Source organism: Acidovorax sp. CF316 (genome assembly GCF_000276605.1).
In the GTDB taxonomy this organism is placed as follows: Bacteria; Pseudomonadota; Gammaproteobacteria; order Burkholderiales; family Burkholderiaceae_C; genus Acidovorax.
Map to the genome: position 1 here is coordinate 33,331 of NZ_AKJX01000088.1, position 24,798 is coordinate 58,128.

The 24,798-nt window shown below is 68.2% G+C and carries 24 protein-coding genes and 1 pseudogene; 7 read left to right on the top strand and 18 right to left on the bottom strand.

The features are described from left to right. Window positions 1-186 precede the first annotated feature (186 nt). Window positions 187-669 (top strand): peptidoglycan-binding protein LysM, encoded by a 483-nt coding sequence (gene lysM / locus PMI14_RS07010; protein WP_007851976.1) that lies wholly within the window; start codon window positions 187-189, stop codon window positions 667-669. 65 nt (window positions 670-734) lie between these two features. On the opposite strand, the gene PMI14_RS35535 is transcribed toward lysM, so the two are convergent. The 8 genes and pseudogenes from PMI14_RS35535 to PMI14_RS07045 all read right to left on the bottom strand — a co-directional run bounded on the left by PMI14_RS35535 (window position 735) and on the right by PMI14_RS07045 (window position 8,747). Then, the gene (locus PMI14_RS35535) at window positions 735-1,226 is read right to left on the bottom strand and encodes a rhodanese-like domain-containing protein (RefSeq protein WP_369751434.1); all 492 of its coding nucleotides are present in this window, start codon (window positions 1,224-1,226) and stop codon (window positions 735-737) included. A 120-nt stretch (window positions 1,227-1,346) separates the two neighbouring features. After that, a pseudogene (locus PMI14_RS35540) lies at window positions 1,347-1,847 on the bottom strand (MBL fold metallo-hydrolase); the annotation flags it as partial. A gap of 68 nt (window positions 1,848-1,915) precedes the next feature. Then, window positions 1,916-2,839 (bottom strand): M48 family metallopeptidase, encoded by a 924-nt coding sequence (locus PMI14_RS07020; RefSeq protein WP_035202746.1) that lies wholly within the window; start codon window positions 2,837-2,839, stop codon window positions 1,916-1,918. 38 nt (window positions 2,840-2,877) lie between these two features. After that, window positions 2,878-3,624, bottom strand: coding sequence for a 1-acyl-sn-glycerol-3-phosphate acyltransferase (locus PMI14_RS07025; RefSeq protein WP_007851979.1), 747 nt, complete (start codon window positions 3,622-3,624; stop codon window positions 2,878-2,880). A 67-nt stretch (window positions 3,625-3,691) separates the two neighbouring features. After that, window positions 3,692-4,258, bottom strand: a complete 567-nt coding sequence (gene gmhB / locus PMI14_RS07030) for a D-glycero-beta-D-manno-heptose 1,7-bisphosphate 7-phosphatase (RefSeq protein ID WP_007851981.1) — start codon at window positions 4,256-4,258, stop codon at window positions 3,692-3,694. Window positions 4,259-4,293: 35 nt separating this feature from the next. After that, window positions 4,294-6,429: a glycine--tRNA ligase subunit beta gene (gene glyS / locus PMI14_RS07035; RefSeq protein ID WP_007851984.1), complete on the bottom strand. Its 2,136-nt coding sequence runs from the start codon at window positions 6,427-6,429 to the stop codon at window positions 4,294-4,296. A 21-nt stretch (window positions 6,430-6,450) separates the two neighbouring features. Further along, on the bottom strand, window positions 6,451-7,371 hold the full coding sequence (gene glyQ / locus PMI14_RS07040) for a glycine--tRNA ligase subunit alpha (RefSeq protein WP_007851987.1): 921 nt from the start codon (window positions 7,369-7,371) through the stop codon (window positions 6,451-6,453). Window positions 7,372-7,676: 305 nt separating this feature from the next. Next, on the bottom strand, window positions 7,677-8,747 hold the full coding sequence (locus tag PMI14_RS07045) for an asparaginase (protein WP_007851989.1): 1,071 nt from the start codon (window positions 8,745-8,747) through the stop codon (window positions 7,677-7,679). Between the two features lie 154 nt (window positions 8,748-8,901). On the opposite strand from PMI14_RS07045, the gene PMI14_RS07050 reads away from it, so the two are divergent. Further along, window positions 8,902-9,807, top strand: a complete 906-nt coding sequence (locus tag PMI14_RS07050) for a LysR family transcriptional regulator (RefSeq protein WP_007851992.1) — start codon at window positions 8,902-8,904, stop codon at window positions 9,805-9,807. Window positions 9,808-9,860: 53 nt separating this feature from the next. On the opposite strand, the gene fabB is transcribed toward PMI14_RS07050, so the two are convergent. The 9 genes from fabB to PMI14_RS07095 all read right to left on the bottom strand — a co-directional run bounded on the left by fabB (window position 9,861) and on the right by PMI14_RS07095 (window position 18,595). Next, window positions 9,861-11,075: a beta-ketoacyl-ACP synthase I gene (fabB, locus tag PMI14_RS07055; RefSeq protein ID WP_007851995.1), complete on the bottom strand. Its 1,215-nt coding sequence runs from the start codon at window positions 11,073-11,075 to the stop codon at window positions 9,861-9,863. Then, a complete protein-coding gene (fabA, locus tag PMI14_RS07060) occupies window positions 11,072-11,602 on the bottom strand; it encodes a 3-hydroxyacyl-[acyl-carrier-protein] dehydratase FabA (protein WP_007851999.1) in 531 nt (176 codons plus the stop codon). Before fabA ends, fabB begins: the two co-directional genes overlap by 4 nt. Window positions 11,603-11,781: 179 nt before the next feature. Continuing rightward, entirely contained in the window at window positions 11,782-13,380 is a 1,599-nt protein-coding gene (gene lnt / locus PMI14_RS07065; protein ID WP_007852003.1) for an apolipoprotein N-acyltransferase, read from the bottom strand. Beyond that, on the bottom strand, window positions 13,380-14,255 hold the full coding sequence (locus PMI14_RS07070; RefSeq protein WP_007852006.1) for an HlyC/CorC family transporter: 876 nt from the start codon (window positions 14,253-14,255) through the stop codon (window positions 13,380-13,382). The genes lnt and PMI14_RS07070 overlap by 1 nt, the downstream gene beginning before the upstream one ends. A gap of 125 nt (window positions 14,256-14,380) precedes the next feature. Further along, window positions 14,381-15,112, bottom strand: coding sequence for a GNAT family N-acetyltransferase (locus PMI14_RS07075; RefSeq protein ID WP_007852008.1), 732 nt, complete (start codon window positions 15,110-15,112; stop codon window positions 14,381-14,383). A 277-nt stretch (window positions 15,113-15,389) separates the two neighbouring features. Continuing rightward, window positions 15,390-16,337 carry a hypothetical protein gene (locus PMI14_RS07080; RefSeq protein WP_007852010.1) on the bottom strand — a complete coding sequence of 316 codons (948 nt, stop codon included), beginning with the start codon at window positions 16,335-16,337 and terminating at the stop codon, window positions 15,390-15,392. After that, entirely contained in the window at window positions 16,334-17,161 is an 828-nt protein-coding gene (locus PMI14_RS07085) for a hypothetical protein (RefSeq protein ID WP_238541812.1), read from the bottom strand. The genes PMI14_RS07080 and PMI14_RS07085 overlap by 4 nt, the downstream gene beginning before the upstream one ends. Before the next feature lie 2 nt (window positions 17,162-17,163). Then, complete coding sequence (locus PMI14_RS07090; protein WP_007852018.1) at window positions 17,164-18,057, bottom strand: ABC transporter ATP-binding protein; 894 nt, start codon at window positions 18,055-18,057, stop codon at window positions 17,164-17,166. Window positions 18,058-18,112: 55 nt separating this feature from the next. Then, a complete protein-coding gene (locus PMI14_RS07095) occupies window positions 18,113-18,595 on the bottom strand; it encodes an Lrp/AsnC family transcriptional regulator (RefSeq protein ID WP_007852021.1) in 483 nt (160 codons plus the stop codon). A 165-nt stretch (window positions 18,596-18,760) separates the two neighbouring features. On the opposite strand from PMI14_RS07095, the gene PMI14_RS07100 reads away from it, so the two are divergent. The 3 genes from PMI14_RS07100 to PMI14_RS07110 all read left to right on the top strand — a co-directional run bounded on the left by PMI14_RS07100 (window position 18,761) and on the right by PMI14_RS07110 (window position 21,810). Continuing rightward, window positions 18,761-19,702: a triacylglycerol lipase gene (locus PMI14_RS07100; RefSeq protein ID WP_007852022.1), complete on the top strand. Its 942-nt coding sequence runs from the start codon at window positions 18,761-18,763 to the stop codon at window positions 19,700-19,702. A gap of 18 nt (window positions 19,703-19,720) precedes the next feature. After that, complete coding sequence (locus tag PMI14_RS07105) at window positions 19,721-20,707, top strand: lipase secretion chaperone (protein ID WP_108016389.1); 987 nt, start codon at window positions 19,721-19,723, stop codon at window positions 20,705-20,707. Between the two features lie 134 nt (window positions 20,708-20,841). Next, a complete protein-coding gene (locus PMI14_RS07110) occupies window positions 20,842-21,810 on the top strand; it encodes a tripartite tricarboxylate transporter substrate binding protein (RefSeq protein WP_007852025.1) in 969 nt (322 codons plus the stop codon). 12 nt (window positions 21,811-21,822) lie between these two features. Here the strand turns inward: PMI14_RS07110 and PMI14_RS07115 are convergent, their stop codons facing one another. Then, on the bottom strand, window positions 21,823-22,719 hold the full coding sequence (locus PMI14_RS07115) for a triacylglycerol lipase (RefSeq protein WP_007852026.1): 897 nt from the start codon (window positions 22,717-22,719) through the stop codon (window positions 21,823-21,825). Between the two features lie 102 nt (window positions 22,720-22,821). Between PMI14_RS07115 and PMI14_RS07120 the strand changes: the two genes are divergently transcribed. Next, on the top strand, window positions 22,822-23,562 hold the full coding sequence (locus PMI14_RS07120) for a hypothetical protein (RefSeq protein ID WP_007852027.1): 741 nt from the start codon (window positions 22,822-22,824) through the stop codon (window positions 23,560-23,562). A gap of 66 nt (window positions 23,563-23,628) precedes the next feature. Then, on the top strand, window positions 23,629-24,798 hold a 1,170-nt coding region (locus tag PMI14_RS07125), incomplete at its 3' end, for an AMP-binding protein (protein WP_007852028.1).

Below are 24,798 nucleotides of genomic sequence, written 5' to 3' on the forward strand. Positions count from 1 at the left end.
TTATCCCGAGTTTTGGCCGGGCGCACCTGCCGCCCCCCATAACCCGTGCCATGCACGCCGTCGCACCGGGGACAGCCCGCGTGCGTCAATGTGAAAAATCGTGTCGCGCGCCCGTCTTACATTGCGGCGTCGCACTTTGCCGCTACAGTGGCCCTTCCTGTTTTGTGCAACCTTAGGAGATACGACATGGGTCTTTTCAGTTTCATCAAGGAAGCCGGTGAAAAGCTGTTCGGCGGCAAGGATGCGCACGCCGCCACGGCCGCCGCTCCATCGCAGGACGACCTCAACGCCACGGCGGCCAAGGCCATCGAGACCTACATCGGCACCCAGAACCTGGGCGCAACCAACCTGCAGGTCGCCTTCGATGGCAGCCAGGGCAAGGTCACCGTCAAGGGCGATGCCCCCACGCAGGCGGCCAAGGAAAAAGTCACCCTGTGCTGCGGCAACGTGGCCAGCGTCACCAGCGTCGAGAACCTGATGAACGTGACCAACCCCGAGCCCGAAGCCCAGTACCACGACGTGGTGCGCGGTGACACGCTCTCGGCCATTGCCAAGAAGTTCTACGGCGATGCCAACAAGTACCCCAAGATCTTCGAGGCCAACAAGCCCATGCTCACGCATCCCGACAAGATCTACCCAGGCCAGAAGCTGCGCATCCCGCCGCTCTGAGCGCACAGCGCTTCCCAACGAAAAAAGCGGGCCGCAAGGCCCGCTTTTTTCATGGTGCATGGTGCTCAGCCCTGTCGCCATGGCAGGCCTCTGAAGCGCCAGCCGCCTTTGCGGCCTCGATGCGCCTGGCCATCGGCATCCCCCTCGAACCCTTCGAGGATGTTGTAGGCCGTGATGCCCAGCTCGGTCGCACGCTTGGCGGCCGCCACCGAGCGCACGCCGCTGCGGCACAGCAACACCACGCGCCCACCCTCGGGCACAGCCAGGCGGATCTGTGCATCGAAATCGGGGTTCATGGCCATGCCGGGCCATTGCTTCCAGGCCACAGGCACGGCACCAGGCACCTGGCCCACCCATTCGCGCTCGGCATCGCTGCGCACGTCCACCAGCACGGCCTGGCCCTCCTGCACCCACTGCCAGGCCAGCGCGGGCGATACATCGCCGGCATAGCCTTCGGCCCCGCGCGGCGCCTGCAGCGACGCGCCATCGGCGTCCTGGCGCTGGCCCGAGTGCTGGTTGGCGGGCACGGCCTCGTCCATGCGGCGCGGGCGCGGCAGGTTGAGCGACTCCATCAACGCAACGAACTCGGCCTGGCTGCGTCCCGCCACGCGGGCGTTGCCGGCCTTCTCGGCGCCGATGCTGCTGTGGCTGCGGCCCTGGTAGTCGTGGCCGGGCCAGACCGTGGTGTCATCGGGCAGCGCGAACAGCACGCCCGTGATGCTGCGGTACAGCGCCGCGGCGTCGCCCGACTGGAAATCCGTGCGGCCACAGCCGTTGATGAGCAGCGCATCGCCCGTGAACACATGGTTGCGCCAGCGGTAGGACATGCTGCCCGCCGTGTGGCCTGGCGTGTGCAGGGCCTCCAGCGCTTCACCGCCGAAATCCAGGGTGTGGCCGTGCTCAAGCTGCACGACCGCCGTGCCGATGTCGCAACCCGCCGGCACGGCCATCTGCGCACCCGTGTGCTCGGCCAGGCGTGCGGCACTGGTGATGTGGTCGGCATGGGTGTGGGTTTCCACCGTCCAGCGCAGCGTGAGGCCCAAAGACTGCAGCACGGCCAGGTCGCGGTCGAGGTGCTCGTCCACCGGGTCGATGATGACCGCCTGGCGCGTGGCGGGGTCGTGCAGCACGTAGGTGTAGGTGCTGGAGGCGGGATCGAAGAGCTGCAGGGGGATCATGGTGGGCGCGGGAATGGCGTTGTTGCTGCCATTGTGCCGCGCCCGGTGTCACCCTGCCCCGCCCGCGCTCAATCCCAAAGGGGGGCGGGCTCGTCGCGCAGGTGGTTGCGCAGGGCTGCATAGTCCGGGACGACGGTGGCCACCGTGTCCCAGAAGCGCGGGCTGTGGTCCATCACGCGCAGGTGGGCCAGCTCGTGCGCCACCACGTAGTCGATCACCGCAGGCCGGTAGTGCAACAGGCGCCAGTTCAGGCGGATGGAGCCATCGGCCTTGGCGCTGCCCCAGCGTGTCTGCGCGCTCGACAGGCGCAGGCTGGTCCAGCGCACGTCCAGCAGCGGCGCGAAGTGCTCCAGGCGCTCGGTGAAATGGCGCTTGGCATCGCGCATCAGCCAGGCCTGCACGGCATCGCGGATCTGCGCGGGCCCGGCGCTGTGCGGCAGTCCGATGTGCAGGCGCGAGGCCAGCGGCGCATCCGGATCTTCGGCCGAGGCGATGGCTTTGAGCTGCCCGCCGCGGCCGCTGAAGCCGTGCGCAGGGTCGAGCACCACGGTGATCGGCCGACCCAGGTAGGGCAGCACGGTGCCGTCGGCCCAGACGATGCGCCCGCCCTCCATGCGCTGCTGGCGCTCGCGCGCCTCACCGAGCTTGCGCAGGATCCAGTCGGACTTGTCGCGCAGCGCCGCATCGATGGCGCCCAGGGTCACCCAACTGGGGGCGCGCACCGACAGGCCATCGGGCCCTACGCTGAAACCGATGGTGCGCCGGCGCGCACGCTGCAGCGCATAGGCCACCACTGCCTCGCCCAGCAGCAGTTCGCGTTTGGCCTCGGGATGGCGGAATTCGGCAGGCGACAGCAGCGAAGGCAGAGGGACCGCTGGCGGTCCCACGGGCCGGGGCGGTGGCGTGGCGGGCACCTTGGCAACCGGTGGCGGCGCGGCGCCAGGGGGCGTCGCGTCGAAGAAGTCCAGTGCCATCTGCACGAGCCGCTGCATCATGGGGGGCGTCCGATCAATGCGCGGTCAATAGGCAGTCAATGGACTGCGGGATAGGCCTCGGGGTCGAGGCGACGCATCTCGGCCTCGATCCACGCCTCGACCTCTTGCATCAGCTCTTCCGCTTCGCGCCCGACGCTGGAGATCGGCTTGCCGATGGACACATCCACCACGCCCGGGCGCTTGACGAAGGCCCGGCGGCCCCACACCTTGGCCGAGGTCACGGCAATGGGCACCACCGGCGCGCCGGTTTCGATGGCCAGGCGCGTGCCACCGGTCTTGTAGGTGCCCTTCTGTCCGCGCTCGATGCGCGTGCCTTCGGGGAACATGATGATCCAGATGCCCTTGGCCAGCAGGTCCTTGCCCTGCTGCACCACCTTGTTGAAGGCCTGGGCGCGCTGGCTGCGGTCGATGTGGATCATGTCCAGCCGGCCGATGGCCCAGCCGAAGAAGGGCACGTAGAGCAGCTCCTTCTTGAACACGTAGGCCAGCGGGTGCGGCATGATCGTGGGCATCAGAAAGGTCTCGTAGGTCGACTGGTGCTTGACCAGCAGGATGGCCCCGTCGTGCTCGCCCTGCGGCAGGTTCTCCATGCCCGACACCCGGGCGCGGATGCCCAGCAGCACACGCGCGCCGCTGATGCACAGCGACAGCCACGCGGCCGCGATGCGGTACAACGGCAGGCCGCGCACGCCGAACAGGGTGCCCAGCATGATGAGCAACGCATAGGGCATGACGGTGGTCGCCATCCAGAGCAGGTGAATGATGGAACGGATCAGGGCCATGGTATGAAGGTCTTGCACTGCCCGCCGCGGCGCAGGCGCGGGGTAGCCATGAGGGTGTTGCGAAAGGTCAGACCGCCATCAGGGGAGCCGTCGGCAACAGTTGCTCGACAAACGCCGCCAGGCTGTCGTGCACCTGTGTGCCCGGGGGATAGCCCGGCGGCAGTGCCTGTCCCGGCACCAGGCCGGCCGCGCTGCCAGTGCACACCAGGTGCAGCTGCGCGCCCAGCGCAGCACCCGCCTGCAGGTGCGCCAGGCAGCTGCCCACCACCTGCACGTCGTGGCGCTCCACCCCGTAGCGGTCGCTGATCTGCTCCAGCAGACCCGGACCGGGCTTGCGGCAGGTGCATTCCTCCTCGGGCGCATGGGGGCAATAGAACACGGCATCGATGCGCCCGCCCACGGCGGACAGCTGCTTGTGCATCTTGGCGTGGATGGCATTGAGCGCCACCACGTCGAACAGCCCGCGCCCCAGGCCCGGCTGGTTGGTGGCCAGCGCCACATGCCAGCCGGCGTGGTTCAGGCGCGCGACGGCCTCGAGCGCGCCGGGAACGGCCGTCCACTCCTCGGGCGAGGTGATGAAATCCTCACCCAGCGGGTTCAGGGTGCCGTCGCGGTCCAGGATGGCGAGTTTCATGGGAATCCCCTTGTGACAGCCGCCAGCCTAGCAGGTCAGGCCGCCAGACGGGAGAGGTCGGCTACCCGGTTCATCGCGTCGTGCAGGCTCTTGAGCAGGCCCTGGCGGTTCAGGCGCAGGTCCATCTGCTCGGCGTTCACCATCACATCGTCGAAGAAGGCGTCGACCGGCGCGCGCAGCACGGCCAGCGTCTGCAGCGATGCGGTGTAGTCACCCGCGTCGAACTGGGCATTGGCCTCGGGCACGAAGCGCTGCAGCGCGGCATACAGGTCCTGCTCGGCCTTTTCCTGCAGCAGCTCGGGATTGACATGCGCATCCACCTCGCCGGCCTTCTTGAGGATGTTGGCCACGCGCTTGTTGGCTGCGGCCAGGGCCGGGCTTTCGGGCAGCGCGGCAAAGGCGCGCACGGCGGCCAGCTGCTTTTCGACCAGGGCCAGACGCTGCGGGCGCAGGGCCAGCACGGCATCGACTTCCTGGGCGCTGTAGCCCTGCTCGCGCAGGCTGCCGGCCAGGCGGTCGTAGATGAAATCGGCCAGCGCGGCCGAGGCATCGGTGATCTTGTCGCCGAAGGCGGGCACGGCACCGGCCAGCAGCGCGCCCATGTCCAGCGGCAGGTCCTTCTCGACCAGCATGCGGATCACGCCCAGTGCATGGCGGCGCAGCGCGAACGGGTCGCGGTCGCCCGTGGGCAGGTTGCCGATGCCGAACATGCCCACCAGCGTCTCGAGCTTGTCAGCCAGCGCCACCACCACGCCGGCGGTGTTGCGCGGCAGGGTGTCGCCGGCAAAGCGGGGCTTGTAGTGGTCCTCGATGGCGTCGGCCACTACCTCGCCCAGGCCGTCGTTGAGCGCGTAGTAGCGGCCCATGGTGCCCTGCAGCTCGGGGAACTCGCCGACCATGTCGGTCACCAGATCGGTCTTGGCCAGTTGCGCGGCCTGGTCGGCCTGCGCCACCAGCGTGGCGTCGCCCAGCTGTTCGGCAATGGATTGGGCGATGGCGCGCACGCGCTCCACGCGCTCACCCTGCGTGCCCAGCTTATTGTGGTAGACCACCTTGGACAGGCCTTCGACGCGCGAGGCCAGTGTCTTCTTGCGGTCCTGGTCGAAGAAGAACTTGGCATCGGCCAGGCGCGGGCGCACCACGCGCTCGTTGCCGCCGATCACGAAGCTGGCGTCCGTGGGGCTGATGTTGCTCACCACCAGGAACTGGTGGGTGAGCTTGCCGGCCGCGTCGAGCAGCGGGAAGTACTTCTGGTTGGCCTTCATCGTGAGGATCAGGCACTCCTGCGGCACGTCGAGGAATTCCTGCTCGAACGCGCAGGTCAGCACATTGGGGCGCTCGACCAGGGCCGTCACTTCGTCGAGCAGGGCGTCGTCTTCGATCGGGCGGGCGCCATTGCCCACCTTGGCGGCTGCGGCGGCCAGTTGGCGCGCGATCTCGGCCTTGCGGCCTTCGAACGAGGCGATCACGGCGCCATCGCCCTGCAGCGTGGCAGCATAGCTGTCGGCGTCCTTGAACACCACGGGCGACACGGCCGCCTCGAAGCGGTGGCCCTGCGTGCTGTTGCCGGCCGACAGGCCCAGTGCCTTCACCGGCACCACGGTGCTGCCGTGCAGCGCCACCAGACCGTGCGCGGGGCGCACGAAGTTCACGCTGGTCCAGCCGGGCAGTTCGCAGTCGGACTCGAGCTGGTAGCTCATGACCTTGGGGATGGGCAGCTTGGCGAGGGACTCCAGCAGCGCCTTCTGCAGGCCTTCCTGCAACATGGCACCGGGCAGCACGCTGTCATAGAACAGGGCCTCTGCCTTGCCATCGGGGGCGCGCTTGAGCGCGGCCACGGCGGCTGCGGGGTCGGACACGTCGGCGCCCAGGGCCTGCAGCTTCTTGAGCAGGGCCGGCGTGGCATTGCCGCCGGCATCGAGGCCCACGGTCACGGGCATGAGTTTTTGCTGCACGGCCTTGTCGGCGGCCTTGTCGGCCACGGCCGTCAGGTGGGCGGCCAGGCGGCGGGGCGAGGCGAATGCCGTCACGGTGGAGGCCGGCGTGGCCAGGCCCAGGGCCTTGAGCTGCTCGGCCAGCACGCCGGCAAAGGCGTCGCCCAGCTTCTTGAGCGCCTTGGGAGGCAGCTCTTCCACGAACAGTTCGACCAGGAGGTTTTGCGTTGTCGTCATTTGTCAGGGGCTCCGGCGGGTTCAGGCGGTCTTCTTGGCCATTTGCTCCACCCATTCGCGGGGGGCCATGGGGAAGCCCAGGCGCTCGCGGCTCTCGTAGTAGCTTTGCGCCACGGCGCGCGCCAGGTTGCGGATGCGGCCGATGTAGGCGGCACGTTCGGTCACGCTGATGGCGCCGCGCGCATCGAGCAGGTTGAAGCTGTGGGCGGCCTTGAGCACCTGCTCGTAGGCCGGCAGGGCCAGTTGCTGCTCCATCAGGTGCTTGGCCTGCTTTTCATGCGCGTTGAAGGCGGTGAACAGGAAGTCGGCGTCGCTGTGCTCGAAGTTGTAGGTGGATTGCTCCACCTCGTTTTGCTTGTAGACATCGCCATAGCTCAGCTTGGAGCCATCAGCTCCCTCGGTCCAGGTCAGGTTGTAGACGTTGTCCACGCCCTGCAGGTACATGGCCAGGCGCTCCAGGCCGTAGGTGATCTCGCCCGTGGCGGGTTTGCAGTCGATGCCGCCCACCTGCTGGAAGTAGGTGAACTGCGTCACCTCCATGCCGTTGAGCCAGACCTCCCAGCCCAGGCCCCAGGCGCCCAGGGTGGGGTTCTCCCAGTCGTCTTCGACGAAGCGGATGTCGTTCTTCTTCAGGTCGAAGCCCAGGGCCTCCAGCGAGCCCAGGTACAGCTCCAGGATGTTGGACGGTGCGGGCTTCAGGACCACCTGGAACTGGTAGTAGTGCTGCAGGCGGTTGGGGTTCTCGCCGTAGCGGCCGTCCTTGGGGCGGCGGCTGGGCTGCACGTAGGCCGCCTTCCAGGGCTCGGGGCCGATGGCGCGCAGGAAGGTGGCGGTGTGCGAGGTGCCGGCACCCACTTCCATGTCGTAGGGCTGCAGGAGGGCGCAACCCTGCGCGTCCCAGTAGGACTGCAGCTTCAGGATGATTTGCTGGAATGTCAACATGGCGTCTGTGGCGCTGGCGGACCAGGGCCGGGCATTAAGGGGGAATGGAAAAAGGCCGCTGCGCAGAGGCGACCCTTTGCGCACGCAAACCGGTGATTTTACGGCGCTGCAGCACGCCTTCGCTCGCAGGCCCTCGGCAGGCCGCTCCCGGACACGAAAACACCGCCCCAAGTACAAAGGCCGGGGCCCTTTTGGAGCCCCGGCCTTTCCAACCGATTGCGCAAGCTGTCTGTCTGCCGGTGCGCACCGGTGACTGCCCGCAAGGGCAGCCGGTCGGCGCACGCGTGGTGCGCCAATTCAAGAAATCAATACTCCCAGAAGATGCGCTGGAGTTCCTTGCTGTCGTTGGTTTTGGTCAGGGCCACCATGGCCAGGATGCGGGCCTTCTGCGGGCGCAGGTCGTGGGCCACGACCCAGTCGTACTTGTCGTCGGGTTGTTCGGCATTGCGCAGCACGAAACCGTCGGGCACGCGGGCCGCGCGCACCACCTGCACACCCTGGGCGCGCAGCGCCTGCAGGGCAGGCACGGCCTGTGCGGCGACCGAGCCGTTGCCGGTGCCGGCGTGGACCAGCGCCTTCACGCCGGCCTTGCCGTAGGCCTCGATGCCGGTGGTGTTCATGTTGCCGTAGCCGTAGACGATGTCGACCGCGGGCAGGGACTGGATCTCGTCGATGTTGAACTCGGACGCGGCCGTGTGGCGCTTGACCGGGGCACGGAACCAGTAGTTCTTGCCTTCCACCACCATGCCCAGCGGGCCCCACTGGCTCTTGAAGGCCTCGGTCTTGATGTTGATGGTCTTGCTCACGTCGCGACCGCTCTGGATCTCGTCGTTCATGGTGACCAGCACGCCCTTGCCGGCCGCATCCTTGCTGGCGGCCACGCCCACGGCGTCGTACAGGTTGAGGGCGCCGTCGGCCGACAGGGCCGTGCCGGGGCGCATGGAACCCACGACCACGATGGGCTTGGAGGTCCGCACCACCAGGTTCAGGAAGTAGGCGGTTTCTTCGAGCGTGTCGGTGCCATGCGTGATGACGATGCCGTCCACGTCGGCCTGCTTGGCCAGGGCCGAGACGCGCTTGCCCAGCTGCAGCAGGTGCTCGTTGGTGAAGCTTTCCGAGGCGATCTGGAACACCTGCTCACCCGAGACACGGGCCACGCTCGCCAGCTCGGGCAGGCCGGCCAGCAGCTTGTCCACCGGCACCTTGGCCGCGGCATAGGTCGCACTGTTGGCGGCCGAGGCGCCAGCGCCGGCAATGGTGCCGCCGGTGGCCAGCACCACGACATGGGGACGGGCCGCCTGGGCCATGGCCATGGCCGATGCGGCCGAGAGCAGCAGGCCGGCAAGCCAGCGGTGCACGGGATGGGAAATGCGCATGACGGGAATCTCCAGACAGTTGTTTTGAAGAGGGTTGCCGCGCTTGGTGCCGCTGGCGCCCTCACCCGCTCGTTGGCGGTGCCGGATGGTATGAGAGACTTGCGCACACCGACAGGGAATAATCAGCCACCCCCTGTGAATTTCATTCATACCCATGAACCTGCGCCAACTCGAGGTCTTCCAGGCCGTGCTGCAAACCGGCAACATGAGCGCAGCGGCGCGCCTGCTGTGCATCACCCCCTCGGCCGTGAGCAAGGCCGTGGCGCACACCGAGCTGCAGCTGGGCTACCGCTTGTTCGTGCGCACGCCGGCCGGGCTCACGCCCACGCCCGAGGCCCAGGTGCTGGCAGCCGAGTCCACCGGCATCCACCGCCAGCTCGACGCACTGCGGCGCACGGCGCGCAACCTGGGCACCAGCGACACGGGGGACGTGCGCCTGGCGGCCATTCCATCCATCACGCACGAGTTTTTGCCCCGGGTGCTGCAGGAGCACGCGCTGCGCTACCCGCAGGTGGGCGTGGAGGTGCGCACCATCCACCAGGACCAGATGACACAGGCCCTGCTCACGCGCAGCGTGGACTTCTGCCTGGGCTTCTACAAGCACCCGCACCCGCAGGTGCGCAGCGAGCTGCTGGTCAGCGGCCGCATGTACCTGGCGGTGGCGCAGTCGGTGTGGACGCGCGCGCCGCGCGCCGTGACACCGGCCGCCCGGCTGGCCCAGGTGCCGGTGATCCGGCTCGTGGGAGACGATCCCATGCGCCAGTCCATCGACGAGATCGCCCAGCGCCTGGGCACGCCGGCCGGGCCCGGGTTGCAGGTGCAGACCTCGCGCCTGGCACTCGACCTGGTGCGCCGGGGCATGGGCTGGACCGTGGTGGACTTCCTCACCGCCACCCAGCTCGATCCGCAGGCCATGGTGGCCGTGGAACTGCACGAACTGCCGCCCATGTCGTTGTACAGCTACCACGCCCGCGCCCTGCCCCCGGGCCTGCCCGCCACGCGCATGCTGGCCATGCTGCCGGGGCTGCTGCACCAGGCCCTTTCAGCAAAGGCGGCATGAAAAAACCCGCCCATCCCTCGCAGGATGGCGGGCTGCGCTGAAAACCGCGCGGGTCAGTTATCCCAGCGGCGCAGGACCAGGCTGGCGTTGGTGCCGCCGAAGCCAAAACTGTTGGACAGCGCCGTGCGGATCGGCGCGTCGCGCGTTTCGCGCACCAGGGGCATGCCCTCGGCAGCGGGCTCCAGGTTCTCGATGTTGGCCGAGCCGGCGATGAAGCCCTGGCGCAGCATCAGCAGGCAGTAGATGGCCTCCTGCACGCCGGTGGCACCCAGCGAGTGGCCGGTGAGCGACTTGGTGGACGAGAACGGGGGGATGGCATCTCCGAAGACTTCGCGGATCGCGCGCAGCTCGGGAACGTCGCCCACGGGCGTGGAGGTGCCGTGGGTGTTGATGTAGTCGATGGGGCCGTCCACGGTGGCAATCGCCTGGCGCATGCAGGCAATGGCGCCGTCGCCCGAGGGGGCGACCATGTCGGCACCGTCCGAGGTGGCGCCGAAACCGACGACTTCGCCCAGGATGGAGGCACCGCGCGCCTGCGCGTGCTCCAGGCTTTCGAGCACCACGGCACCGCCGCCGCCCGACAGCACGAAGCCGTCGCGATTCGCGTCATAGGCACGCGAGGCCCTCTCGGGCGTGGCGTTGTAGGCGCTGGACATGGCGCCCATGGCGTCGAACAGCAGGCCCATGCCCCAGCTGACTTCTTCGCCGCCGCCGGCGAACATCACGTCCTGCATGCCCCAGGCGATCTGCTGGGCGGCCGCGCCGATGCAGTGGGCCGAGGTGCTGCAGGCCGAGGTGATGGAGTAATTGATGCCCTTGATGCCGAAGTTGGTCGACAGGCAGGCGGACACGGTGGAACTCATGCAGCGCGTGACCTGGTAGGGCCCCACGCGGCGGATGCCCTTGCTGCGCAGGATGTCGGCCGCCTCGATCTGGTTGGCGGGCGAGCCGCCGCCCGAGCCCATGATGAGGCCGGTGCGCGGGTGCGAGACCTGCTCGGGCGTGAGGCCCGATTCGGCGATGGCATTGGCCAGCGAGATGTGCGCATAGGCCGCTGCATCGCCCATGAAGCGCAGCTGCTTGCGGTCGATCAGCTCTTCGAGGTTGATCTGCGGCACACCCGCCACCTGGCTGCGCATGCCCAGCTCGGTGAACTGGGGCATGGCGCGGATGCCGGGCCGGCTTTCGCGCAGCGATTCGGTGACGCTGGCACTGTCATTGCCAATGCACGAGACGATGCCCGTGCCCGTGATGACCACGCGTTTCATGCTGCCTCCCCTGGGGCTGCACCGGCTTCCTCGCGCTTGAACAGTCCCACGCGCAGGTCGCTGGCGACGTAGATTTCCTTGCCGTCGGCGTACAGGCGCGCATCGCCGATGGCCATGACCAGTTTGCGCTTGATCACGCGCTTGATGTCGATCTCATAGGTGACCAGCTTCACGTCCGGGCCCACTTCGCCCGTGAACTTGACTTCGCCCGCGCCCAGGGCGCGGCCCTTGCCGGGCAGGCGCAGCCAGGTCAGGTAAAAGCCGATCAGCTGCCACATGGCGTCCAGGCCCAGGCAGCCGGGCATGACCGGGTCGCCCTGGAAGTGGCAGGCAAAGAACCAAAGGTCGGGACGCACATCCAGCTCGGCGCGGATCCTTCCCAGCCCGTGCTCGCCGCCATCGCTGTCGATGTGCGTGATGCGGTCGAACATCAGCATGGGCGGCAGCGGCAAACGCCCGCTGTCGGCGTCGAACAGCCGTCCCTCGCCCGAGGCGATCAGTTGTTCGTAGGAAAAGGAATCAGCCATTTTCAGTCGTGCTCCAGAACAGCGGCCACACCGCTTCAAATCATCGTTGTATGCAAAACAAGCCCCCGCTTGCGGGCTCTATTATCAAGGCACGGGGCAACCCTGCCAGCGATTGGCCTGCCAGGGCGCTCGGGCACCCGGCCAGGGCTGAGCTGGATCAAGCCCCGGGCCCCTGGAAATCACCGGTTTTCCCGGTTGCGCGCCACTGCGGCGAAGGCAATGATGGCGAGCGCCAGCACCGCCAGCGGTACCAAGCCCCAGCGCGACACCCAGAAAGCATAGGGCGTGATCGCCCAGCCCTGCTGCGCGTCCACCCCCCGGCCCTGCACCGAGCCGAGCAGCACGCCGCGCGTGTGGCGTTCCAGCTGGTGCGTGACCACACCCCGGTGGTCGATGATGGCCGTGGCGCCGGTGTTGGTGGCGCGCACCATGGGCCGCTCGAACTCCAGCGCGCGCATGCGGCTGATGTGCAGGTGCTGGTCGATGGCCACGGTGTTGCCGAACCAGCCGATGTTGCTGAAATTGACGAACACCGTGGGGGCGCCGGCCGGATCGGCAAAGCGCACCCCCAGTTCCTCGCCAAACAGATCCTCGTAGCAGATGTTGGGGGCGATGCGCTGCCCTGCCCAGGCGAATGGCGCCTGGCCCAGGCCGCCCCGGTTGAAATCACCCAGGGGGATGTTCATCATCTGCGTGAACCACTTGAAGAAGGGCGGAATGAACTCGCCGAACGGCACCAGGTGGTGCTTGTCGTAGCGGTAGGGGGCGGTCAGGCCAGGACGCGCACCCAGCACCGAATTGGTGTAGCCCTCGCTCTCGTCCCCCAGCGGAATGCCCAGCAGCACGGCCTGCGAGCCGCTGCCATAGCGCCGGGCGATGCCTTCGAGGTAGCCCGGTATCAGCTGCTGCGGCAAGAGGGGAATGGCGGTCTCCGGCGCCACGACCAGCGACGCGCTGGCGCCGTCGAGTTGCTCCCGATACCACTGCAGGGCCAATGGCACGCCCGAGCCGGGCTGGAATTTCTCGTCCTGAGGGATATTGCCCTGCAGCAGTGCCAGTTGCAACGGCGCGGGCGCCCGCGCCGCCGGCGTGTGGCACAGCTCCACGGCACAGTGGCGGTCCACGGCGGCCAGGCCCAGCAGGGCCAGCCCCCCCGCCACCAGGGCCCAGGCACGCGGGCTGCGCAGGTCGCTGGCGCGCAACTGCACCAGCAACATGGCGATCACGGCGGTGACGAAGCACAGGCCGTAGACCCCGACATAGCGCGCCAGCGCCGCCAGCGGACCGTCCACATGGGCATAGCCGCCGGCCCCCCAGGGAAAGCCGGTCCAGAGCCAGCCGCGGGCCATCTCGGCCAGCGTCCAGAGGGCCGCGAACAATAGCGCCGCCCCGACCCGTTGCACCACCGCCAGCCGGCAGAAGGCGCCGATCGCGATCGCGTAGTAGCTGGCCAGAAAGGCGGCCAGCCCGAGGATGGCGGCCACCGTGAGCGGAGCAGCCAGCCCGCCATAGGTGTGCATGGAGATATAGAGCCACCAGAACGTGCCGCACAACCAGGCCGTGGCGAACACGAAGCCCAGCAGCGCCCCGTGGCGCCAGGTGGTGGCGCCTGCGCGCACCTGCCAGGCCAGCACGGCCAGCGATGCGATCTGCAGCCACCACTGGGGCTGGCCGTTCCAGGGCAACGCCAGCGAAGCCGCCTGCGCAAGCCCCGCCACCACGGCGATCAACAGCGGCAAGGTGATTCTGGATCCCTGCGTTCCGCGCTCCAGCCCCATCAGTCGCCAGCCTGGCTCTCTTCGATCCGCGACACCTTGAACCAGCGCACCGCGCCGCCCTTGGTGTGCAGCACCACGAAATGCAGGCCGCCGAGCTGCACATGCTCGCCGCGCCTGGGCACATGGCCCATCTCATGGGCAATGAGGCCGCCGATGGTGTCGAAGGCCTCCTCGCGGTCGCTGCCCTGCAGCGTGACCCCGAAAGACTCGGCCACGCGTTCGATGGGCGTGTCGCCGCTCACGCGGTAGGTGCGGTCGGCCAGGGCAAAGATGTCGCCCGCATCCTCGGGGATGTCGAACTCGTCCTCGATCTCGCCGACGATCTGTTCGAGCACGTCTTCGATGGTGATGAGCCCTGCCACGCGGCCGAACTCGTCAATCACGATGGCCAAATGGTTGCGGTTGCCGCGAAACTCGCGCAGCAGATCATTCAGGCCCTTGCTCTCGGGCACGAACACGGCCGGGCGCAGCAGTGCGCGGATATTGAGCTCGGGCGCCCGCTGCAGCTTGAGCAGATCCTTGGCCATGAGGATGCCGATGATGTTCTCGCGCTCGCCCTGGTACACCGGAAAGCGCGAGTGGGCCGTGGTGATCACCAGGTACAGCAGCTCATCGAAGGGCGCGTCGATGTTGACGAGGTCCATGCGCGGCGCGGCCACCATCACGTCGCCCGCCGTCATGTCGGCCATGCGGATCACACGTTCGAGCATCACGCGGGATTCCGCGCCAATGACGTCGTTGTCCTCGGCTTCGGCCAGCGTCTCGATCAGTTCTTCGGTCGAGTCCGGTCCGGGGTGGATGAACTCGGCGACTTTCTGCAGGAAGGTGCGCTTGTCTTCCTTTTCGGGCAATCGCCCGGGGTGCGGGTCAGACACTGTCTTGGAGTGCAGGACGTGCGGTAGTGGATCAGGGGCTCTAGGATAGCGGATTGTTGTGACAGCGCCTGTCGTCCGGGCGGCCATCGCCCCGGTACGGGCCCGCCTAAGCGCCGCCGTCCGGCCTATTCGGCGGACTGGTGGCGTGCATGTTGCACGCCGCTGCGCACTTCCTGCACACCGGCGAGGAAGTCCCAGAACTGCTTGGCCTGGCGCTTGAGCTGGTAGTCCACCTCGGCGAACTGCTGCTCGACCAGTTCGGCCATGCGGGTGTCGAGACTGGCGGGGGCGATCTGCAGGTAGGCCTCGGACTCTGAGCCATCGCGGCGCACCTGCGCACCCGCATTGCGGGCGATCTTGAGCATGGCGGTGTTTTCGGACAGCGCGTGGATGAACACCATGTTCACCCCCTCGTTGCGGGCATGCATCACGGCGCGCTCGAACAGGCGTGCGCCGAAACCCCGGCCCCGGGCCTGCTTGAGCACGGACACGCCGAATTCGGCGCAGTGCTTGTATTCAGGGTGCTCGGAGAATGCCAGGTGCGCCATGGCAATCAGTTCGAGGCGGCGGTTGTAGATGCCGAAGATCTCGTCGCGGTTGAAGTCGAGCTGGTCCGCATAGCGGCGGATCTGCTCGTCGTTGGCCGCGTAGCCAAAGCGCAGGTAGCGGTCGGCGGGCTCCAGCCGCAGCAGGTGGGCCGTGATGCGCTCGCGGTACGAAGGGCCGAGCGAACGGATGGGAACCATCAACGGTGCAGACATGGTGTCCTCGCTCTCATGCGGGCGCCCGGTGACCGGGCGCAGCATTCCCCGGCCTGCGTCCCAGGATGCCTTGAGCCAGTCTTTGGTAGCGATCATGCCTCCGAATATAAGGGTTTTCCCTAGGAATTTCCAGTGATTTTTGCTGCACCGCAGCAAAATAGGGAGGCACGTCGAATTCCTTCAAAAATGGCGAAACTTGTTTACCAGCGCCCGCCAATAGCTCTCAGTTCCATAGCAGTTGATGGGAAGTACAGGGCATGACACCACGCCACCGAGGCACCTGCTGGCCCTGAAGCGCCACGTTAAGCCTCCCGCGCGCGGGATGCAATAGCAACAGCCCTGGCCATGCGGGATTGGTGGCCGCGAACAGGTTCTAAGGGCCGGAAGCCCCCTCCGCCTGCGATGGACTGGCCGGCAGCAGTTGTACCGGCGCGGGGTCCGTCGCGGGCCCGCCACAGGCGGCCGGCATGCCCAAGGGCTCGCCCCGGTCATTGCCGCGCGCCTTTTCGAGCACGCTGGCACGGTCCACGGACAGGGCGACGGAATCCCCCAGCTGCAGCAGCGCCCGATCCAGGCCCTGGGTCTCGGACAGATCCAGTTGCCCGGCACGGGCATCGACCCGCAGCGAGCGCATGCGGGCGGCGTTCACCTCCAGCGCTGCCGTGCCCCGGCGCGTGCGTTCTGCGCACTGGGCCACGTCCTCGGCCAGCGCGGGCGTGGTTCCGGACGCGCAGGGCCGGCACTGCGTGGACCACAGGTCCAGGCGCCCGATGGCACCGCGCACGGCGATGGCCTGCCCGACCACCTCCAGGCGCTCCACGGGAGTCCGCGCTTCGATACGGGCGCGTGCAAGCGCCAGGTGCCGGAACTGGGCGGGCAGCACGATCTCATCCATCCACACCGTCGATTTCCCGTGTCGCCTGGGCGGCACACCGGCAACCGCCGGAACTTCGGTCCAGCGCAGGACCAGCGTGTCGGCTTCCCGGCGGGCGGTCAGCTCCGGGAATTGCGCAGGCAGCGTGTCCGGGTCCTCGCCCTCCCCCCGCCGTGCCCGCAGGGTGATGCGCACCTCGGGTGCCTCGTCCAGCACCACGCGCACCGCCAGCCGCTGGGCATTGCCGCCCCCCTCCTCCAGCCGGAGCCCGGTCACGCCCTCCAGCGCCGAGGCCGGGATGGCGTAGGCGATGGCGGTGGGTTCGGGTCGTTTGAAACGCTCCATCCCGCTCAAGGCCAGCAGGGCCCAGAACAGCAGCAGGGTGGCCAGGAAGAGCCAGCGCCCGCGCCGGGGCAGGGCGTGCCGTCGCGTCGCAGTGGCACTCACAGCAGCTCCTTTTCCTGGAGGTGCACATAGGCCTGCAACCACAGCAGTGCCGGCAGGCCGATCCACAGGAGTGCGTTGACGGCATGGACCGCCGCATCCAGGGGCACCGAGCGGCGCGCCGACCACCATGCAGAAAGCACCTCCCCACGCACGCCGGCCATGGAGCACAGCAGCGCCGTGAGAACGAACAAGGCAAAGCCCAGCGCGAGGGTCTTGAGCAGCGAGGCCCGTGCGTAGTACAGCGAGCCGGCCACGGCAAACGCCTGCAGGGCCCAGACCGCAACCAGCCAACCGGTTTGCTGGGGTACCGGCATGGCCTGCCTGGCGGCCATCTTCAGCAGGGGCACGAAGAGCGCATAGTCCTCGGGCTTGAAGGACTGCGGCTCCAGGGCGGAGCGCGCCGCGATGGCGATCTGCTGCGCCGGCCAGGAGATCGCCAGAAACAGCAGGCTGTAGGCCAGCGGATAGGCAATGGCCACCACCACGATGCACAGCAACCATTTCTCGAACGCCGAGGCGGGCCGCATCAATGCCAGCAGGGCCGACTCGCGTTGCGCCATGGCGCCGAAATAGCGCCCGGCAAACACGAAACCGGTAAGGAACAAGCCGCCAAAGTACAGCGCCGCCTGCACGGTGGTCTGGAAAGCCGCAAAGCCCGACACCCCCAGCAGGAACAACAGCAGTGCGACGTAGAGCATGCCGCTCACCAGCATATGCGCCAGGTACTGGGGCCGCTGCTCGGCCCAGTGGGCACGCGCCAGACGCCGCCAGCGCGGCCAGGACAAGGTGGGCGACTCGGGTCCACGCACAGGGATGAATTCCATGGTCATGCCTGCTCCAGGTCCGGGCTGGCCTGCTGCGATGGCGCCAGCGCCGCCAGCATGCCGTCGCGGTTGAGGCTCAGCGCCTTGTACAGCAGCTCCAGCTGCACGGCGCCCTCTGCCGACGGCGCCTGCGCATCGGATCGGGAATGGCGTGCCACATAGGCGATCTGCTGGCCGATGCTTTCCTGGTAGAGCAGGTCCTGCGCGGCGGGCAGGTCCTGCGCACCGCTGGCCACGCCGGTGCGCAGCACCCCGGCGAGGTCGGCCATGCGCGCCGACAGGGCCAGCTGGCCCTGGTCGATGAACCAGATGTGGCTCAGGATGCTTTCGAGGTCATGGGCCTGGTGGGTGCTGATGAGCACGGCGCGCTCGGCGTGCTCGGGCCGCTGCACCAGGCGGCGGAACTGGCCGCGGCCCACGATGTCCAGCCCGTTCGTCGGCTCGTCCATGAGCAGCAGCGGCGTGCCCGTGGCCAGCGCGAAGGCGATCGCGGCCTTTTTCTTCTGCCCCAGGCTCATGGCCTCGAAACGGCTGGCGGTAGGCACCTCGAGCTCGGCCAGGTATTCCCCGAACAGGGCCTTCGAGAAGCGCGGATAGAACACGCCCTGGGTGTCCGCCAGCTGACCCGTGGTCAGGTTGGGCAGGTGGAATTCCTCGGGCACGATGTAGATGCCGGCGAGGAAATCCGCCGCCCGCTGGCGCGGCACCTGGCCCAGCACCTGCATGCGACCGCCCCAGGGGGTGAGCAGCCCGCACAGGAGCTTGAGCAAGGTGGACTTGCCACTGCCGTTGCGCCCGAAGAGACCGTAGATGCCGGGCTGGTGCACCTCGGCGGAAAAGCCCTGGTAGAGCGCGTTGCGGCCATAGCCGAAGTGCAGGTCGTCGATGGCGATCATGGGTGGCAGTCCGGCCTTTCATGCACGCAGGCGCAGGGCCACGGCGCGCGCATTGTCACACGGGCACTGCGGTGGTCGCCTTCACGCGGTCCAGCACGAAGCTGGTCTTGCAGTCCTGCACGCTGGGGTGCTTGAGCAGCGTGTCCATGATGAAGCGGCTGTAGTGCGCCATGTCGGCCACCACCACGCGCAAGAGGTAGTCCATTTCGCCGGTGAGCGAGGCGCACTCGACCACCTCGGGCCAGGTCTGCACGCTGGCGCGGAACACGTCCATGGGGTTGCGCTTGTGGCTTTCGGTGTGCTTTTCCAGGCGCACGTTGAGGTAGGCGGTGAGCCCCAGGCCCACGGCCTGGGGCGGCACCAGGGCCACGTAGCGCGCGATCACGCCCGCGTCCTCGAGCCGCTTGACCCGGCGCAGCACGGCGCTGGGCGAGAGCCCCACCTGCTCGCCGATCACGTCATAGGTCTCGCGGCCATTTTCCTGCAACCGGCGCAGTATGGCCCGATCCAGCTTGTCAAGTGCGTTGAAAGCAGTCATTGCGCAGGATTTTACGAAATTGCCGGGCGCCGCGATGGCCCTTCACCAAACTCGGGTATGTCCCGATAGTGACACAGGGGGCTGCCAACAAACAATGAATACCGCAAAAACGAACGGTCGTTCTTTTTTGCGAAACCAAAAATATCCATCAACGGAGACAAGCACATGACCGGTTTCTTTGGCCGCCTTCTGCGGCGACTCGCGCTCGCCGCTACCGCTTCGACACTGCTCCTGGGGGCCAGTGCCCATGCACAGGCCGGGTACACGCAGACGCGCTACCCCATCGTGCTGGTGCACGGCCTCTTCGGTTTCGATTCGGCGCTGGGCGTGGACTATTTCTACGGCATCCCCGACGCGCTGCGCCAGGGGGGCGCCAAGGTCTATGTGGCCCAGGTCTCGGCGGCCAACAGCACCGAGGTGCGTGGCGAGCAGTTGCTGGCCCAGGTGAAGAACATCCTGGCCATCACGGGTGCGGCCAAGGTCAACCTGGTGGGCCACTCGCATGGCGGGCCCACGGCGCGCTACGTGGCCGGCGTGGCCCCGGGCAAGATCGCCTCGGTGACCTCGGTGGGCGGCGTCAACCGCGGTTCGCGCGTGGCCGACATCATGCGCGGCGTGGCGCCCGCGGGCTCGGTGTCCGAGACCATCGCCAACGGCGCGGCCTCGGCGCTGGTGGCGCTGATCAACCTGACCTCGGGGGGCTCCGGCCTGCCGCAGATGCCCACGGCAGCGCTCGACTCGCTGACCACGGCCGGCTCGGCCGCCTTCAACCGCCGCTTCCCGCAGGGCGTGCCCACCGCAGGCTGCGGCAACGGGGCCGAGTTGGTCAATGGCGTGCGCTACTACTCCTGGACGGGCACCAAGACCCTGACCAATGTGCTTGACGCGAGCGACGCCCTGCTCGGCGTGCTGGGCCTGGTCTTCGGCGAAGCCAACGACGGCCTGGTCTCGGCCTGCTCCTCGCGGCTGGGCACCCACCTGGGCGACTACCGCCAGAACCACCTCGACGAGGTGAACCAGCTTGTGGGCCTGCGCGACTGGTTCTCGACCGACCCGGTCACCCTGTACCGCCAGCAGGCCAACCGCCTCAAGGCAGCCGGCCTGTAATTTGCGATGATGGCCGCCATGGACCGCCTGCCCCGCCCCGCCGTGACCGCCATTGCCCTGGCGCTTCTGGTCGCGGCCGTGCTCGGGTGGCGGGCCTGGCGGGCCGAGGCGAGCCAGGACACCGGGCCCGGCTCCGGCACGGCAGCACCTGTGGCAGGCGCTGCTCTGCCCGCCCGCAGCACGGCATCGGCAGCGCCCGCGTCCGCAGCGCTGGCCGCCGCTTCGGCCGCCTCACTGGCGGCAGGGGGCAGCGACCCCTTGCTGGTGCCCGGCCTGCGCCACACGCTGGAAGCCCTGATCGCCGATGCCGGCGAAGCCAGCGACCCAGAGGCCCTCAAGAAACGCCTGGCGCAGCTGGTAGGCGAGCGTTTCCCTGCCGCGCTGGCCACCCGCGCCCTCGCCCTGGCCGAGCGCTACGTGGACTACCGCGTGGCGCTGGGCGCCTTGTCGGCCCCCCGCGATCCCAGCGATCCGCGCGCACTGCGCGAGGCCATCGAGGCGCGCCAGAAGGTCCGGCAGCAGCACTTCCAGGAAGAAGAGCACGACGCCCTGTTCGCGCAGGAGGCCGAACTCGACCGCTACACCCTGGCGCGCCTGGAGATCGCGCGCAACACCCAGCTCTCGCCGCAGGAGCGCGCCAGCGCACTGCGCGCCGCCGAGTCCGAACTCGCGCCCGAGCGCCGCGCCGAACGCGCCGCCGCCACGGCCCACCTCGATGCGGCGGCCCAGACCGCGGCCTTCAACGCCCAGGGCGTGGGCGATGTCCAGCGCCACCTGGCGCGCAGCGCACAGTACGGCGAGCAAGCGGCACACGCCCTGGCCCAGCTGGACCGCGACGAGCAGCACTGGCAGAACCGGCTCGACGAGCTCGGCCAGGCCCGCGCCCGGCAGGGCGAGGCCGCCGCTCAGGCCCTGCGCCAGCAGCTGTTCTCGGCCGAAGAGCTGCAGCGGGTGGACGCCGCACTGGCCCTGCGCGCCCTGCAGGCCCCGGGTTCGCGCCCCTGACGCGGCATCCCCAGGGGCTTTGCCTGCCATCGGGCCAGCGCGCGCCCAGCACCGGGGAACACCCACGCGGTAACAAAGGGTAAACCCTGTACAGATGCCTATACTGCGCATTCCCGGAAATCAAGAGGATCCCGATGTCGCTCCGTAGCACCTTGTTCAGCGTTGCCTTGGCCGCGGCGGCCACCGCCGCCCTGGCGCAGACCCCGTCCGCCCCGATGACCATCGTGGTGCCCTACCCTGCAGGCGGCCCGCTGGACACCTCGGCCCGCATCATCGCGGAAGGCGCTGCCGCACAGCTGGGCGCCGTCAAGGTGGAAAACAAGCCCGGTGCCGGTGGCGGAACCGGTGCCGATCTGGTGGCCAAGTCGCCAGCCGGCAGCAACCAGCTGCTGATGGGCGCCGTGGCCACCCATGCCGTGAACCCCTGGCTGTACAAGAACTTCCCGTACAACCCGATCAAGGACTTTAAGCCCATCGCGCTCGTGGCCCGCACACCAAACGTGCTGGTCGTGAACGCCGAGCAGGCCGCCAAGCTGGGCATCAAGACCACGCCCGACCTGGTGCAGTACCTCAAGAAGAACCCCGACCAGGCCAAGTACGGCTCGGGCGGCAACGGCAGCATCGGCCATATCTCGGCCGAGATGTTCAAGTCGCTCACCAACACCAGGATGGGCCACACCCCCTTCCAGGGATCGAACCCGGCGCTGGCCGCGCTGCAATCGGGCCAGGTGCTGCTGGTGTTCGACAACCTCGCGTCGGCACTGCCGCACATCCGCTCGGGCAAGCTGCTCGCGCTGGGCGTGACCACCCTGAGCCGCAACGATGCGCTGCCCCAGGTGCCCAGCATCAACGACTCGGTCCAGGGCTTCAATGTGTCGACCTGGTTCGGCCTGTTCGCCCCGGCGTCCCTGCCGCAGGCCGATGCGCAGCGCTATGCGGCGGCGTTCACCGCGGTCATGCAATCGCCCGCCGGCAAGGAAAAATTCAAGCAGATGGGCATCACGCCCGAAGAACTCACGCTCGATGGCTTCGCGCAGTTCGTGCGCTCTGAAAACAGCAAGTACGAATTCCTGATCCGCGCCGCCAAGATCAAGATCGAGTAGGCACCGGGGAGCTCAGCCCCTGCCGATCTCGGCCAGGCAGGCGCTGATGACCTCGGGGTGCAGCGCCATCTCCACGTGCGCCGGGCCATCGAGGAAACGGTTGTCCGCACCCACCAGGGTCGCGGTGCTGGCCGGGAAGACGATGTTGTCGCAGTTGGAGTACCAGCACACGAAGCGCTGGGCACGCCCCTGCGGCTCCACGCTCAGCAGCCCCTTCACCCAATCGCCCGCCAGGCTCATCTGGCGGCCGTTGACGGCACGGCTGAAGCGCCCGAGCCAGGTGCCGCCATGCGGCGTACCCAGGGTCAGGATGCGGTGCACGCGCGCATCGGCCGCATGCGCGCGCAGCCAGGCACGTGCCGCCAGGCCGCCCATGCTGTGGCACAGCAGCACCGGCGCCATGCCGGTGGCGGCCGTCACGCGCAGCACGGCTTCCTCGATGATCGCGGCATAGTCGTCGATGGAGCCCATCACCGGCTCCAGGTTCACCGCCACATGGGCATGGCCCTGTGCGCGCAGCGGCCCATGCCAGGGCAGCCACAGCCCCCGGTTGCACATGAAGCCATGCACCAGCACCACGCCGCGGCGCCCCGTGGCCTGCGCCGGCAGCCAGTCCCCCACGGCCTGGTGGCGAAACGGCTGGCGCCAGCAGAACACCACCAGGGCCACCCAGACCTCGGCCCACCAGGCGCGCACCACCTGTGCAGCGCGCGCTCGGGGCGCGCCATCGCCCCGGTTGAGGTGGTGCATGAGCACGAACTCGATGGCCATCACCAGCCAGAACAGGGCCAGTGGCAGCAGCGCGCCGGCCAGCGCCCGCACGGGGGATTGCGGCCACTGCCAGGCCAGCCAGGCGGTCTCGGCCAGTGCCAGGATCAGGAGGAGGATTTTTTGCCAGCGCGCAATCATGGTTTGCAATGGAGTTGTTTCCGGTCAACGGCGGCTGTTCAAGACCATTTTGAACAGGGTCTAATGGCATGCCTGCATTGTGCGGCCACACGAGAGGGACCTATGGACGCGGCCCAGACCATCCGCGACAGCATTGCCGATGTCAACGCCCTGCGCCTGCACCGCACGGGGGACGCCCCCCTGGGGGTCGCCGTGGCGACCATCAAGACCCTTCAGGCGCGCCGCTTTGCGGGCACCTATGCGGACCTGATGGCTTCGCCCGCGTTCGGCCCCGCGGCACGCTTTTTTCTGGAAGAACTCTACAGCGACCGCGACTACACGGCGCGTGACCAGCAGTTCGGCCGCATCGCAGGCACGCTGCAGACCATGTTCCCGCGCCCCGTGGTGGACACGGCCGTTGCCCTGGCCGTGCTGCACGCCCAGACCGAGAACCTGGACCAGGACATGGGCCGCGCCTGGCTGCAGACCGTCACAGCCGAACCCGAGGCCATGCGCTACACCACCGCCTGGCGCGCCGTGGGCCAGCGCGCCGGGCGCCAGCAGCAGCTGGCGCGCGTGCTGGCCATGGGCCGCGACCTGGCGCGCCTGACCCGGGCGCCCGGCCTGCGCACCATGCTGCGCATGATGCGCGGGCCCGCCACGGCGGCCGGCATGGGCGCGCTGCAGCAGTTCCTCGAAGCCGGGTTCGACACCTTCGGCCAGCTCGCGCGCCAGCGCGGCGCGGTGGAGCAGTTCCTGGCCACCATCGAGCAACGCGAGGAAGCCTTGATGCGCCTGCTGTTCGAGGGCGATGCTGTCACCTCGGGGACCGAACTGGCCCGCACCCTAGGACAAGCCCGGTAGCCGGTTTCCTGCCTGCACTTCCACAATCTGTGCCCATCTATCTACTGGTGTGCACAAGGAAAACGCATGGAAAAGATCTGGCTCAAGAGCTACCCACCGGGCGTCCCGCATGACGTGAAGCCCGAGCAATACCGCTCTGTGGCCCATATGCTGGAGGAATCCTTCCGCAAGAATGCATCGAACCCGTTCTCGGTCTGCATGGACCAGTGGATGTCGTACGGCGAGCTCGACCGCCTGTCCGGCGCGCTGGGCGCCTACCTGCAGGGTTTGGGGCTCGAGCCCGGGGCGCGCGTGGCCATCATGCTGCCCAACGTGCCCCAGTTCGGCGTGACCATGGCCGCCGTGCTGCGCGCCGGCTACACCTGCGTGAACGTGAACCCGCTGTACACCGCACGCGAGCTGCAGCACCAGCTCAAGGACTCGGGCGCCACGGCCATCGTGATCCTGGAGAATTTCGCCCACACCCTGGCCGAGGTGATCGACAACACGGCCGTGCAGCATGTGGTCATGGCCTCCATGGGCGACCTGCTGGGCTTCTGGTTCGGCCACTGGATCACCTTTGCCGTGCGCCACCTGGCCAAGATGGTGCCGGCCTACGACCTGCCGCTGACCAACGGCCGCAAGGTCGTGCCGTTCAAGAAGGCGCTGGCCCTGGGCGAGCGCCGCACCCTGGCGCCCAGCCAGGCCACGCTCGACTCCATCGCCTTCCTGCAGTACACGGGCGGCACCACCGGCCTGTCCAAAGGCGCGGTGCTCACGCACCGCTGCATCGTGGCGGCCACGCTGCAGGCCGAGGCCTGGTTCACCCCGGCACTGTCCAAGGTGGGCGACCTCAGCCGCGCCAACAGCGTTGCCGCCCTGCCGCTGTACCACATCTTCGCGCTCACGCTGTGCCTGCTGGCCATCCGCCAGGGCTCCAGCCTGACGCTGATCCCGAACCCGCGCGACATCCCCAAGTTCGTGGCCGAGCTCAAGAAGCGCCCCTTCCACATGCTGCCCGCCGTGAACACGTTGTTCAACGCGCTGCTGCAGAACCCGCAGTTCCGCACGCTCGACTTCTCGCACCTGTGCGTGTCGCAGGCCGGGGGCATGGCCGCCTCCGAGGGCACGGCCAAGCAGTGGCAGAAGGTCACGGGCAACACCATGATCGAGGGCTGGGGCATGAGCGAGACCTGCGCCATCGGCACCAACAACCCGGTGACCAACACCGAGTTCAGCGGCAGCATCGGCCTGCCG